Origin of the sequence: Tenacibaculum sp. Cn5-46 (genome assembly GCF_022347705.1) — a bacterium.
Taxonomy (GTDB): Bacteria; Bacteroidota; Bacteroidia; order Flavobacteriales; family Flavobacteriaceae; genus Polaribacter; species Polaribacter aiptasiae.
Genome location: NZ_JAKRGD010000003.1, coordinates 150,264 through 163,804 on the forward strand (window position 1 = coordinate 150,264; position 13,541 = coordinate 163,804).

Annotated in this window: 14 protein-coding genes; 4 read left to right on the plus strand and 10 right to left on the minus strand. The window is 29.4% G+C overall.

The genetic code is table 11. From position 1 onward, the window contains the following. Positions 1 to 22: 22 nt before the first annotated feature. From MHN29_RS18350 to MHN29_RS07360, 3 genes are all read left to right on the plus strand, one after another. Positions 23 to 277 (plus strand): heavy metal-binding domain-containing protein, encoded by a 255-nt coding sequence (locus MHN29_RS18350; protein ID WP_150899019.1) that lies wholly within the window; start codon positions 23 to 25, stop codon positions 275 to 277. A 125-nt stretch (positions 278 to 402) separates the two neighbouring features. Beyond that, positions 403 to 2,148 (plus strand): efflux RND transporter periplasmic adaptor subunit, encoded by a 1,746-nt coding sequence (locus MHN29_RS07355; protein ID WP_235273881.1) that lies wholly within the window; start codon positions 403 to 405, stop codon positions 2,146 to 2,148. A gap of 496 nt (positions 2,149 to 2,644) precedes the next feature. Beyond that, positions 2,645 to 2,806 carry a hypothetical protein gene (locus tag MHN29_RS07360; protein ID WP_175578662.1) on the plus strand — a complete coding sequence of 54 codons (162 nt, stop codon included), beginning with the start codon at positions 2,645 to 2,647 and terminating at the stop codon, positions 2,804 to 2,806. A gap of 44 nt (positions 2,807 to 2,850) precedes the next feature. Here the strand turns inward: MHN29_RS07360 and MHN29_RS07365 are convergent, their stop codons facing one another. Continuing rightward, complete coding sequence (locus MHN29_RS07365) at positions 2,851 to 3,891, minus strand: hypothetical protein (protein WP_235273882.1); 1,041 nt, start codon at positions 3,889 to 3,891, stop codon at positions 2,851 to 2,853. Positions 3,892 to 3,998: 107 nt separating this feature from the next. Between MHN29_RS07365 and MHN29_RS07370 the strand changes: the two genes are divergently transcribed. Beyond that, positions 3,999 to 4,151 carry a hypothetical protein gene (locus MHN29_RS07370; RefSeq protein WP_235273883.1) on the plus strand — a complete coding sequence of 51 codons (153 nt, stop codon included), beginning with the start codon at positions 3,999 to 4,001 and terminating at the stop codon, positions 4,149 to 4,151. An 889-nt stretch (positions 4,152 to 5,040) separates the two neighbouring features. On the opposite strand, the gene MHN29_RS07375 is transcribed toward MHN29_RS07370, so the two are convergent. The 9 genes from MHN29_RS07375 to MHN29_RS07415 form a co-directional block, all read right to left on the minus strand. Then, a complete protein-coding gene (locus MHN29_RS07375) occupies positions 5,041 to 6,138 on the minus strand; it encodes an AMP-binding protein (protein ID WP_235273884.1) in 1,098 nt (365 codons plus the stop codon). Further along, the gene (locus MHN29_RS07380; protein WP_235273885.1) at positions 6,068 to 7,015 is read right to left on the minus strand and encodes a CPBP family intramembrane glutamic endopeptidase; all 948 of its coding nucleotides are present in this window, start codon (positions 7,013 to 7,015) and stop codon (positions 6,068 to 6,070) included. The genes MHN29_RS07375 and MHN29_RS07380 overlap by 71 nt, the downstream gene beginning before the upstream one ends. Further along, complete coding sequence (locus tag MHN29_RS07385; protein WP_235273886.1) at positions 7,015 to 8,055, minus strand: o-succinylbenzoate synthase; 1,041 nt, start codon at positions 8,053 to 8,055, stop codon at positions 7,015 to 7,017. The genes MHN29_RS07380 and MHN29_RS07385 overlap by 1 nt, the downstream gene beginning before the upstream one ends. 9 nt (positions 8,056 to 8,064) lie before the next feature. Continuing rightward, positions 8,065 to 8,580, minus strand: a complete 516-nt coding sequence (locus tag MHN29_RS07390; RefSeq protein WP_235273887.1) for an SRPBCC family protein — start codon at positions 8,578 to 8,580, stop codon at positions 8,065 to 8,067. A gap of 4 nt (positions 8,581 to 8,584) precedes the next feature. Next, on the minus strand, positions 8,585 to 9,262 hold the full coding sequence (locus tag MHN29_RS07395; RefSeq protein WP_235273888.1) for a metal-dependent hydrolase: 678 nt from the start codon (positions 9,260 to 9,262) through the stop codon (positions 8,585 to 8,587). Positions 9,263 to 9,293: 31 nt separating this feature from the next. Next, the gene (gene menA, locus MHN29_RS07400; protein WP_235273889.1) at positions 9,294 to 10,226 is read right to left on the minus strand and encodes a 1,4-dihydroxy-2-naphthoate octaprenyltransferase; all 933 of its coding nucleotides are present in this window, start codon (positions 10,224 to 10,226) and stop codon (positions 9,294 to 9,296) included. A gap of 58 nt (positions 10,227 to 10,284) precedes the next feature. Next, positions 10,285 to 11,064, minus strand: a complete 780-nt coding sequence (locus MHN29_RS07405) for a (Fe-S)-binding protein (RefSeq protein WP_235273890.1) — start codon at positions 11,062 to 11,064, stop codon at positions 10,285 to 10,287. Positions 11,065 to 11,154: 90 nt separating this feature from the next. Further along, complete coding sequence (locus MHN29_RS07410; RefSeq protein WP_235273891.1) at positions 11,155 to 12,471, minus strand: 4Fe-4S dicluster domain-containing protein; 1,317 nt, start codon at positions 12,469 to 12,471, stop codon at positions 11,155 to 11,157. Positions 12,472 to 12,559: 88 nt separating this feature from the next. Beyond that, positions 12,560 to 13,525 carry an MlaD family protein gene (locus MHN29_RS07415; protein ID WP_235273892.1) on the minus strand — a complete coding sequence of 322 codons (966 nt, stop codon included), beginning with the start codon at positions 13,523 to 13,525 and terminating at the stop codon, positions 12,560 to 12,562. Between the last annotated feature and the right edge of the window lie 16 nt (positions 13,526 to 13,541).

Genomic DNA, 13,541 nt, shown 5'->3' on the forward strand with positions numbered 1-13,541 from the left:
TTAACTTAAATATAGATTTAAAGTGAAAGCAACTTTCAAAATTTTAGCAATAGGATTATTATTCATTACCATATCATGTAAAAATAATCAGAAAGAAAACTCTACTACAACTAAAACTACAACCGAACAAACACAAAGTAAAGAAAAAGGTAAAGAATATACATCTGCATACGTTTGCCCAATGCATTGTAAAGGTAGTGGTAGTGATAAGGAAGGTAAATGTCCAACTTGTAACATGGACTATGTAAAGAACAAAGATTACAAGAAAGAAATGTAATTACTTAAAGTATAGTAACATTAATTCTATGTATTCTAATGTTGCTATACTTTTAAAAATTTTACAACATTTTAAATTTATACATGTTAAAATAATTTATTTAGAACGATTAAAAACGTCATAAAATGAAAAAATATATCATATATGTCATCATATTGGCTATTGGAATACTTCTAGGGAGTTTTATTTTCAATAATCAAAATAATGATAGCTCTCATAAGCATAATTCAACCACAGAAGTTAATCAAATGTGGACTTGCTCAATGCATCCTCAAATTATGCAACCTGAGTCTGGCGACTGCCCTATTTGTGGTATGGATTTAATTCCTGCAGAAGCAAATGCTGATGGTTTAGCTCCTGATCAATTTAAACTTACTAAAAACGCTATAGCCTTAGCTGATATTCAAACTTCTATTGTAGGTAATAGTGAAATTGAAAATAATACCATTAAGTTATCTGGAAAAATTTTAGAAAATGAAGAAAAAAATGTTGTACAAGTAAGTTACTTTTCTGGTAGAATTGAACGTTTAAACATAAACTTTACTGGTGAAAAAGTACACAAAGGACAACTATTGGCTACTATTTATTCTCCTGAATTATTTGCTGCTCAACAAGAGTTACTAACCACTTTAGCATTAAAAGAATCGCAACCAGCTTTATACAAAGCAGTTCGAAATAAACTGAAATTATGGAAATTGACGGAAAAACAAATTAACCAAATAGAAAAATCTGGGAAAGTAAAATCCAACTTCCCTATTTATGCAACTGTTTCGGGTACAGTAAATGAAAAACTAGTATCACAAGGAGAATCTGTAAAACAAGGACAGCCGCTACTAAAAATATCAAACTTAAGCACTGTATGGGCAAATTTTGATGTTTATGAAAATCAAATCAGTTTATTTAAAGAAGGTCAAAATATTTCTATTACTACCAATGCGTATCCAAATCAAAAGTTTGAAGCTACAGTTTCGTTTATAGATCCTATTTTAAATACTAAAACTAGAACTACCTCTTTAAGAGCCGTTTTAAATAATAAAAAGAGCATTTTTAAACCAGGAATGTTTGTTGAAGGAAAAATTGAGAACATAAAGTCAAATAAAACACAAACAATAAGTATTCCCTCTTCAGCTATTTTATGGACTGGTAAAAAATCTGTAGTATATCTAAAACCTAACCCTGATAAACCCATTTTTGAAATGAGAAAAGTAAAATTAGGTACTTCTTTAGGTAACTATTACGAAGTTTTAGAAGGATTAAAAATTGGTGATGCTATAGTAACCAATGGTACTTTTACGGTAGATGCTGCTGCTCAATTACAAGGTAAAAAATCGATGATGAATAAAAATGGTGGTAAAACTATGACTGGGCATGAAGAACATATGGGAATGCAAGCCCATGATTCTAAAATTATTGAAAGAATCAAAGTTTCTTCTAAATTTCAAGAACAGTTACATAAAACTTTCAACCAGTATATCAACTTAAAAGATACATTACTAACCGATAATTCTAAAGAAATAATAACTCAGGCTAAAAAACTATTAATTAGCTTAGATGAAGTTGACATAAAATTATTAAAAAAAGACTCTCATAACAAGTGGATGAAACTTCATAAAGAAATTACTTCTTCTATAAATTCTATAATAGAAACCTCAGATATAAAAGAGCAAAAAATTTACTTTAATCAATTAACTGCATCTTTTAGAGCTGCCATTCAAATATTTGGTATTAATAAAAAAGTATATCATCAATTTTGTCCCATGGCTGATAATAACAAAGGGGCTTATTGGTTAAGTAATGAAGAAAAAATAGTGAACCCATATTTTGGTGGAGGAATGTTAGGCTGTGGTAGTATTAAAGAAACTTTAGAATAATTTTTTAGTTAAATTTTATTAAAACTCTTTCTATCAATAAAAAAACAAAAAAACATTGTGCTATTTAATTTATTCTTATTATATTTGCACCACTTAAGAGACGTCTTAAGTTCTTTTTCATAGCAATTTTCCCACTCAATTCTTTTGAGTGGGTTCTTTTTTTATAGTAGTTTTAAATTTCTTACAAGTTATATTTCATTAAAACTATTCTTAACTATACAAATTCACAGCTTAACTATACTTTATTTCTCTTCGTCTAAAAGGGAAAATTTAAACACTTATTCATTAGTACTTTTACTGTATAATTAAAAAACGATACAAATAAAATAGTAAAATATATGATTTGGGGGAATCGAAAGGAAGTTGTCTAAAGGGGTAACTTCCTTTTTTATTTATAGATTTAATTATAAAGGATTTACCTTACTTATATTACGGTTTTTCTGAGTTTTTATTAGCTATTTATATATAAGTTTGAGTAATTTAAATTTTATATGTTATGCTAAAAAATATTTCAAACTTAGGTTCTATCTTAAACAAATCGGAACAACAAACTATTAAAGGTGGTTTTTGGCCAACAACTAAAGAGCAATGTCTTAGATGTGGTGGTGAATGGGGAGGTATATTATGTGCGCTTCCAATGGACTCACCTTGTTTATAAAAAAATAAAAGCGAACTAATGTTCGCTTTTATTTTTTTAATTAATTACAATGTTTTTTGGAAGAAATCCAATGCCAATTCTAAAGTTTTGTGATGGATTTTTTTTCTATCTACTAAAGGCTTATCTATTGTAATTTCAGGAAGTACTTTTTTACCGAACTCTGTAGCTTCATTTAAAAACACATAATGCCCAACATTTTCATCAAATAAGTATAATTGACTTGTCTCAATTAAATTGTGATAATTTTCTGCATTATTTTTAATCGGTGTGTTTTTGTCACCCTTTCCAGCAACAATAAAAATAGGAGCATCAATGCTTTTTGTTTGCTTTTTTGTATGAAAACCAAAACCTATAGCAGGTGCCATTACAAAAAATGACTTAATTCTTTTATCCTTAACTACATCTTTATATTTATTATATGATGAAACTATCAGACTATCTTTTTCAAAATCAATAATCTCATCGGTTTTTGGAAACTCTGGAGGCATTTTTCTATCTTCTTCTTTATCATTTTCTCTGACAGTTCTATCTACATACCCTCCAGCTAAAGCTATATTTGTATATCCTCCTAATGAAAAACCTACTCCTCCAATTTTTAAAGTATCAATTTTTGATCCTATTTCCTTATCCTTTAACACCTTTGTTAATACAAATTGAACATCGATGGCTCTCTCCCACCATTTTACAAACTCTCTAGGTATTTTATTAAATGTAGAATTTCCATAATGATCAAGAGATACAACAATATAACCTTCTTTTACCATTTTTTCAATAAACCATGTTAGTGAAAATCTATTCCCTCCTGTACCGTGAGAAACTAATAATAAAGGATATTTTTTCTTAGGAATACTGGCATTTGAAATTGTTTCCATAGTCTTAAATAATTCCTTTTTCTTTTCCTTTTTTTCTTGTTTAGGAATACTGTCAAAAGTAGGATACCATATTTCTGTTGCCAAAGGTCTACTATTTCTTAATTCATCTATAAATAATACAGATTTTTGACCTACTTGTACTTCTTTATCTTTTTTGGTTTTACAAGAATAACATAAAAACACCAGCAAATAAGCTATTAATAAATTTCTCATATATTTAATTAGTTGATTTCAAAATAAAAGACAATCTTACTGAGCAATTGTTACACTGCTTTCTTTTGTTTTATTATTTTTATTACTCTATTAAACATGGCTTTCTTATGACAATTCCTTGGGATTATGTAGTATTTATTTCTATCATTATAGGTTTCATAATCATTGTTTTGTTTTTTAATAAAAAACAAAATGATACAGATATAGATTTTCATTTATATGAAAATGATAGTGATGATGACTTCTTCAATTTTGATTAAAAGTACTTATACTACTTTTTAATACTTTCATATTAAGAAAATAACATTTCATCTAAAGATTTTTTCAACTCGTCTAATTATTAACTTATTATCTTCAATAGCTTATTACTTTTATCACATATAGAGTGAGGGGCTCTATATAAAGTTTTATAACGATTATTGGAAAGAAGTATCTTGGGGAGGATTACTTCTTTTCTTTTTTTATTTATTTAAATCTTCTCTCTCTTCTTTCCTCTACTAAAAAACAACTTATCGAAACCTCATAATACCGTTACTTTCTATCCTTTAAACTAACCCAAAATACTTTTGAACTAACATTCAGGTTTATCATTAAAAAAAACAGGTAAATTTATGATATAAGTTTGGTTTTATTATCCCCTTGTGTATGGGCTCCTTAGGGAGCCTTTTTCTATGTGTAGTAGTTTTGAATATAAAAATTATTCTAAAAATGGTTACTTCACTTACACTTCATTAAGCTTATTCATCACAACAACACCATACATTTGTGATGTAATTAATGTTACCCCCTATAACATTTAATTATTGATAGATTATCGAAGTAGAAACTTACCCCCGGCTGAAATTTTGATAATTTATTTTATTCCGCCAAGGGATGTGTGGCTCCTTCGGGAGCTTTTTTTTATTCCTTAATAAACACTTATTTTTTATAACAATTTAACTTCATTTGCAGGAAAACGTATTTCACCTTTACTAAAGGTTTTCTCGTCTAATTTTTACAATTACAACTATTAATCTAACCTATCTTTGAAGTATAATTTGAAAGTTTTTTCTTTTTTATTATAAACAATTTGATTGATTAGTTAGTTTTAAGAAAAGGAGTGTCTGTATGTGATAACTTCTTTTCTTTTTTGTTTCACTCTATTTTTAACTAACCTATTAAATCTAATGTTTTCTTTCGTTGAATTTTTTTAGTTTCAGTTTCTATAAACTTATCTAAAAAGTAAATCTCTTTAGGCACTTCATATTTAGATAAATCTTGGAAATTATTAAGAAGTATATTTTTCTTTTTTCCTTCAACAATTAATATTAGTTTTTCTCCTAAAAGAGTATCAGGAACTCCAATTACAAAAAAACGTTCTGAAATTATTTTTGATAGCTTCTCCTCTATCTTTTCTGGATGTAATTTTACGCCTCCTGAATTAATTACATTATCAAAACGCCCCAACCAGTCAAACTCTTTGTCTGAAATCAATGAAACTACATCATTTGTTATAAGTTTCTCTACTGTTACTTTTGGAGCTTCTATCACCAAACAATTACGTGAATCTTTTGAAAAGTTTACACTTGGAAGTGCCTCATATGTATTATAATCAGATAACGCGACGTGATTAAGTTTTTTGATGGCTACATGAGTAATTGTTTCAGTCATACCATAAGTAGCATATATTTTTGTTTCTTTCTCTTGAATCTCTTCTATTAAATCATTCGATACTACTCCTCCTCCAACAATTAATTTATCTATTTTATATAATTCGTTTAATGAATTTCTTAATTGCATTGGAACCATTGCTGAAAAATCATATTTCTTTTTTAAGCCTTCTAAAGGATTTGAAACTGGAGCTACTATATCTATTTCCCATCCAAGTGTTAAAGCTCTAACCAACATCATTTTTCCCGCTATATAATCGGTTGATAAGCATAACAAAGCTGTGGTTCCTTCTCTTAAATTAAAAAATGTGCCCGTAGCTACTGCAGAGTTTTTCATAAACTCTTTTTTTAGCTTTATAGGCTTTGGAGTTCCGGTTGATCCAGATGTATTAACTACTACAAAATCGTTCGTATTAAACCAATCGTTAAAAAAACTAAATATTGAATCGGAAATCTCTTTTGAAAAATCTAACAATTCATCCTTATCTGAAAAGGATTCTCCGTTTAATTTAAAACTCTTATGGAAACTAGTATTCTTCAATAGTTGATGGCTTTTCAATTGTTCCAAATAATTTTTCTTTCCAATTCTTCCAGCCATATTTTTTTGAAAATAACAATAACATTAACGGATATAGAACAAAAACAGGTAAAAACATTTCTATTCCTACTGATGGTTCTGAAGTATCTATAAATAAAGCATCCGTTTGAAAAACAGTCCAATCTGTTGTTACCAAGAAAGCTGCTACTATATTATTTATTGCATGTAACCCTAATGCTAGCTCTGTTCCTTCGTCCATTAAAGTTGTAATTCCAAAGAAGAATCCTGTACCTATATAAAATACCATTGAAATATATCCTAGTTTTTCAACTTCTGGATTAGCTCCATGTAGTAATCCAAATGCAACCGATGTAATTATTAATGGAAGCCATCTATTTTTAAACCAAGTACCTAAACCTTGCATAAAATATCCTCTAAATAACAATTCTTCAAAACTTGTTTGCAATGGTAAAAACAAAAAAGAAACTAATACTAATGTAAAAAACGGGATTGGTTTAAAATTCCATGTATAGTTATCCGGTTCTAATACAATTCCAGCTCCTATGACCACTATAGCGACAATTCCCCAAGTAAAAAAACCAAACCAAAATCGTTTCCAATCTATTTTTTCTCTACTTGTTACAAGGGTTTTTATTGCTCTTTTATGGATGTATTTGATTGAAAATAATAATGCAGCCAATCCAATTGCAAACATTAAAATCATCATAAATAAAAACAAGCTTTTATTTATTCCTAAAGTCATGAAATTATCGTTAGCAGCCATTAAAAATTCATCCATATTTCCTGCATGCAAAACAGCAGTAATTGCTAGTGGTATAACGCCTATAAACTGCCAACAAATCAATACTAAAAACAGTACTCCTAAATAATAAAACCAATCATTTTTTCCTTTATATGCTTGTTGTATAAAATTCATTATCCTAAATTAAATTGCCAATCTTTTTTATTGTTGTATCCTAAACTACCTTTAGAAACTTCTAATGGACTTTCTATATTATTTGTAAATAAACTCCCAGTTCCTAATCCTTGAGGTAATACGTTATTTAATGTATATGTCCATTGAGCTATGGCATTTAAACCAATATTACTTTCCAAAGCTGAAGTTATCCAATTTCCCGATTTATATGTATTTGCTATAGAAATCCATTCTTCACTTCCTTTAAAACCTCCAACTAAACTTGGCTTTAAAATAATATATTGAGGCTTGATTGTTTCAATACATTTCTCTTTCTCCTCTTTTGAAAAAACTCCAATTAACTCTTCATCCAACGCTATGGCTAAAGGTGTTTTTTCGCACAGTTTTGCCATCTCTTGCCATTGTCCTTGCTTTATAGGTTGCTCTATAGAATGCATTTCTAATTCAGACAATCGTTCTAACTTTTCTAAAGCATTCTTTGGTGTAAAAGCACCATTAGCATCGACACGTAACTCTATTTCTTTTGGTGAAAACTCTTTTCTTATTGATTTTAATAATTCAATTTCTGTATCAAAATCTATAGCACCAATTTTCATTTTAATTGTTGTAAAGCCTTGTTTCAATTTATCTTTTATTTGCTGCTGCATAAAAGCTTTATCACCCATCCAAATTAATCCATTAATAGAAATATTATCTATTCCTTGACTAAATTTTGACGGATACAATTCAAATGGATTATTTCCTTTTAAGGATAAAAATGCTTGCTCTAATCCAAACTGAATTGATGGAAATTTTATCGTTTCAACTAATAAGTTTTCTAATCCTAAATGAATATTTTGACAAACCCATTGAAGTTTTTCTTCATAATCATCTCTATCATCTGCGCTCAAGCCTCTAAACAAACCACACTCGCCATAGCCTTTTTTACCTTTATCAGATAACATTAAAAACCATGTTTCTTTGGTTCTTAAAACTCCTCGAGAGGTTCCACTAGCTTGTTTAAAATTAAGAATATACTTCTTGTAAGTTGCTGTTATCAATGTTAGTATTTATTGAGCTTCAGATGCTTTTTTAAATGCGTCTAAATATGTTTGACTTATCCTTTTTAACTCTCCTTTGAAATAAGGAAATAAACATCTCATTATATAAGAATCACTAGTACAAATTGACTCTTGTACTATTTTTGTAGTATTACCATTTGATGTAAAAACATAATCGTCTGTTTTTAACATATTTTCAGCATCAAAATGAAAACTGATTCGTTTATTTACCTCATAAGCTAGCACTTTTTCTGTCATAGTTATCAACCTTCCTTGATTATCTACTTCTATTTTATAAGTACTTCCAACCTTTCCTGGTTTTTCTTCTAAAACTTGAATTGACTTTACTTCTGGCATCCATTGTTTCATCAACTCAACATTCTCAAAATCAGCAAAAACTTCATTTATTGGTTTATTTATTTCTACTTCCGTAGTATATTTTACTTCAGAAATAACTAACCCTGTTAAGAAAAATATAACTATTAGTGCCGATACTATTCCTAAAACTATTTTTACACCTTTCATTGGACTATATGCTTATTGTTTTTCCTATTTCTATAATAGTTAACTCTTTATTTGCTTTTGCAAATGCTTCTTTTGCTTCTTCTACATTAATTTCTATTGGTGGAAATGTATTAAAATGACAACCTATAACTTTATCACATTCTACAAAGTTACTAGCTATAATTGCATCATCTACTCCCATAGTAAAGTTATCTCCTATTGGTAAAATTGAGGCTGATAACTTTGTTGTCATCGGTATTAACTTCATATCCATAGTAACTGCAGTATCTCCTGCTATATATAATGATTTATCTCCTGCTGAAATTACAAAACCTCCTGGTTGCCCTCCATAAGTTCCATCAGGAAATGAAGATGTATGTACAGCATTTACATATTTTGCTGAAAAAGCTTCTGTTTTAAAAGTTCCTCCATGATTTACTGGATGTCCTTTTAAATTTTTAGCTCCATAATGCATAACAATCTCGTAATTAGAAACTATTGTTGCTCCTGTGCGCTCTGCAATTAGTTCTACATCTAATATATGATCTTGATGTGCATGAGTTAACAAGATATAATCTGCTTTTATATCTTCTACTTTAATTTCTGATGCTAAAGGGTTTCCTGTTATAAATGGGTCTACTAATACATGTGTTCCGTTTATTTCGATACCAAAACATGCATGTCCGTAAAATGTAATGTTCATAATAATATTCTGAAGTTAGTTTATAGGCAAGTTACAAAACTTGTCCTAGTCCAAAAAGTATTGAAAATAAAAAAGTACTTAATGCTACTTTTTTTAATTCTCCATCAAGTAATGCTTCCTCTTTATTTTTAGATACAAAAACTATGTGCTTTAAAATGGGTATATAAGCAATTATAAATAAGAATTGATATGGTGACTCATACTTAAGAAACACATATGATAATGCGCATAAAAATGATACTCCTATTAACAAATAGTGATAGTTTTTTGCGGCTTTAGCCCCCATTTTTACTACTAATGTATTCTTTCCTGATTTAGCATCATTTACTCTATCTCGCATATTATTTAAGTTCAATACTGCTGTACTTAATAATCCTATTGTAATTGCTGGTAGAAAGATTGTTAAGTTTAATTCTTTAGTATATAAAAAATAAGTTCCTACCACTGCTAATAAACCAAAAAAGACAAACACGAATACATCACCAAACCCACTATAACCATAAGCTGATTTTCCTACGGTATATTTAATCGCTGCTATAATTGAGGCAATACCTAATCCGAAGAAAATTACTGAATATAAAAAGTTATCCTTTCCAAATGCTACATAAATTAACAGCAAAGCAATTACTAAAGTAATAGCTCCAGTAATAATCATTGCTTTTTTCATTTGCTTTGGTGTAATAGCCCCAGAAGAAACCATACGTGCTTCTCCTTCTCTATTATCATCAGTTCCTTTAACTCCATCACCATAATCATTAGCAAAATTTGATAGTACTTGAAAACCTATCGTTGTTAGAATTGCTAACCAGAAAATTTCTGATGTCAGTAAACTTGGATATTCTACACAGTCTTCATAATTGTTTTTTATAAAGTCTTCAAGACCTAAAGCTCCTCCTACAATAATACCTGATACTGATAAGGGTAAAGTTCTTAAACGTGCTGCTTTTATATAGTTTTTAATCATTCTTTAAAAATAAGATTCCCGCTTACGCGGGAATAAACATTATATTATATCTTGCTTTTTATAAATTATTAGCCTCAGCAATTAATTCTGCAATATCTTTAACAACAATCTGATCTTCTTTTAATTTGAATTTCACACCATCTGTCATCATTGTATTACAATAAGGACAGCCTGTTGCTATAATTTGTGGATTTGTTTCTAAAGCATCTTCAGTTCGAAGTACATTGATATCCATATCACCTTTTTCTGGTTCCTTGAACATTTGTGCTCCTCCTGCTCCACAACATAAAGCTGTAGATTTATGACGCTTCATTTCAGTCATTTTAACTCCTAATCGACGAATTAAATCTCTTGGAGTTTCATAAACATCGTTTGCACGTCCTAAATAACAAGGATCATGGTATGTTAATCGTTTTCCTTTTAAATTGTCTCCTTCAATAGATAAGCGTCCATCTTTAATTAACTTACTTATATATTGTGTATGGTGGTAAACTTCATATTTACCTCCTAATCCTGGGTATTCATTTTTTAATGTATTAAATGAATGAGGATCGCAAGTAACTATTGTTTTTACCTCATAAGCATTTAACACTTCTATATTAGTTACAGCCTGCATTTGAAATAAAAATTCATTTCCTGCTCTTTTTGCTGCATCTCCAGTTGAACTTTCTTCAGTTCCTAACACAGCAAAATCAACTCCTGCCATGTTTAATATTTTAACAAACGCCTTTGTTATTTTCTTTGCTCTATCGTCATAACTTCCTGCTGCTCCCACCCAAAACAACACTTCTGGTTGTTTTCCTTGAGCCATCATATCTGCCATTGTTGGTACGTTCATATCTCTAAGTTTTGAGTTTTAAGTCTTTATTCTAGAGTTTAGATTTTTAAAACAACTCTTAATTAAAAACTTTTAATTAAAAATTATTTTCTATTCGTCTTTCCAATTTAATCTATCCATCTGACTATACTGCCATGGAGCTCCATTATTTTCAATATTGGTCATCATCATATTCAACTCTTGTGGAGCTGCAGATTCTTCCATTACCAAATAACGACGCATTTCCATAATAATAGATAAAGGGTCTATACCAATAGGACATTCCTGTACACAAGCGTTACAACTAGTACACGCCCATAATTCTTCTGGTGATATATAATCGTTTAATAATTGTTTTCCATCGTCTTTAAACTCACCACCGTTAGCATCAATATTTTTACCTACTTCTTCTAAACGGTCACGTGTTTTCATCATAATAGCACGTGGCGATAATTCCTTCCCTGTAAGATTTGCTGGACAAGAAGATGTACAACGTCCACATTCCGTACAAGTATATGCATTCATAAGCTGCACCCAGTTTAAATCTGTTACATCAGATGCTCCAAACTTAGCTGGTACTTCATCTTCTGCTCCTTCCTCTGGCATTGCATAAGGATCAGCATCCGGATCCATCATCATTTTCACCTCATTAGTAACAGCTTCCAAGTTATCTAGCTGTCCTTTTGGTTCTAGCTTTGCATAAAAAGTATTTGGGAAAGCTAATAAAATGTGTAAATGCTTAGAATAATATAAATAGTTTAAGAAAATTAAAATTCCTACAATGTGTAACCACCAAGCTGTCTTTTCAATTGTATGTAAAGCTTCTGGTGAATTTCCATCAAACCAAGGAGCTATAAATTGTGAAATAACATTTCCTGCTCCTGCTTCTTGAAAAGGAACATCGGTAGCATTCATAACTAAGAATAAAGACATTAATACCATTTCAAAGTATAAAATAATATTTCCATCATTCTTAGGCCATCCTGTCATTTCTTTATTCCAAAAACGCTTAACACGTTGAATGTTTCTTCGTAACCAAAAAACAACTACTGCAACAAATACTAATGCAGCTAGTACTTCAAAGTTTCCTATTAAAAATCCATAAATAGCATTTCCTAGTATTGGTTGGAATACTCGATGTGTTCCAAACAATCCATCGATTACGATTTCTAACATTTCGATATTAATCAAAATAAAACCTACATATACTACTATATGTAATATTCCTGAAAGTGGACGACGAACCATTTTGTATTGACCTAAGGCTATTTTAGCCATATTTTTCCAGCGTTCTGGTTTTCTATCGTTTCTGTCAATATCTTTTCCTAGCTTAATATTTCGGATAAGCTTTCTAACATTCATTACAAAATATCCTATACCTGCAATTAGAATAATTGCAAAAATGATGTTTGGTAGGTATTTCTCCATTGTGTTTAAATAAATTATTAATTTTTGTTAATCGTTGTCTTCTTTCTTTATAGGATTTTTATGAATTAATATTATAGTTGTTTATTGTTTAGTTGTTGCTTGTGTTGTTTTTATTATTTTCTTCATTGTAAGGTTTAGGTTTCTTTCCAAACAATGAGAAGTGTACAAATCGCTTTGGATTTAATTTCATTTCTCTTAATAACTCAGCCATTTCTTTAGATGCATTTGTTAGGTTAGTATACATCTTATCATCCGTCATCAATTTACCTATAGTTCCTTTCCCTTCTTTCATATTAGCCAACAATGCATTTACGTTAGTTAATGTTGTTTCTAATTTTTTAACTGTTGCTCCAAAATCAGCTTTTGCTAAATCATCAGACACTTTAGAAAAGTTCTTTGTAATTTTTTTAGCATTAATCATAGTTGAATCTAAATTCACCTTATTACCTGCTAATAAACTATTTACTGAAGAAAGTGTTTTTCTTACATCAGAAATAGTTCCTTCTAATCCAAGTATACTTCTGTTTAAACTTTTACGTGATTTTTGATTTAATACTTGGTTGAAACCAATTAATAATGAATCTGCTCCAACTAATACGTTTTCTAACTTTGCTTGAATTGGATTTAACTTCTCTCCTACTGAAGAAAAAATATCAGATTCTACTTCACCTTTTAGATAATCGCCTGAAACAGCAGTTTCTCCATCATACTTTGGTACAATAGCTAAATTTTGCCCTCCCATTAAGCTTGCAGAGTAAATTTTTGCTACACTATTTTTAGAAAACTTAAAATCGTTTTCTAATGATATTTTTACTATTAAATTTCCTCTCTTATCAGAGTTTGAATTAAAAGAAATATCATCAACCTTTCCTACTTTTAATCCATTTATAGTTACTAAACTAGCAGTATTAAGTCCATTGATGTTTTTATATTCCACAAAAAAGTGCCTACTATTTGCACTGAATAAATCTTGCCCCTTTAAAAAATTATATCCCCATATAAATAAAGCTATAATTATTACCGTTACAATTCCTGTTTTTAATTCCTTTGACATAAACATAGTAAAATTA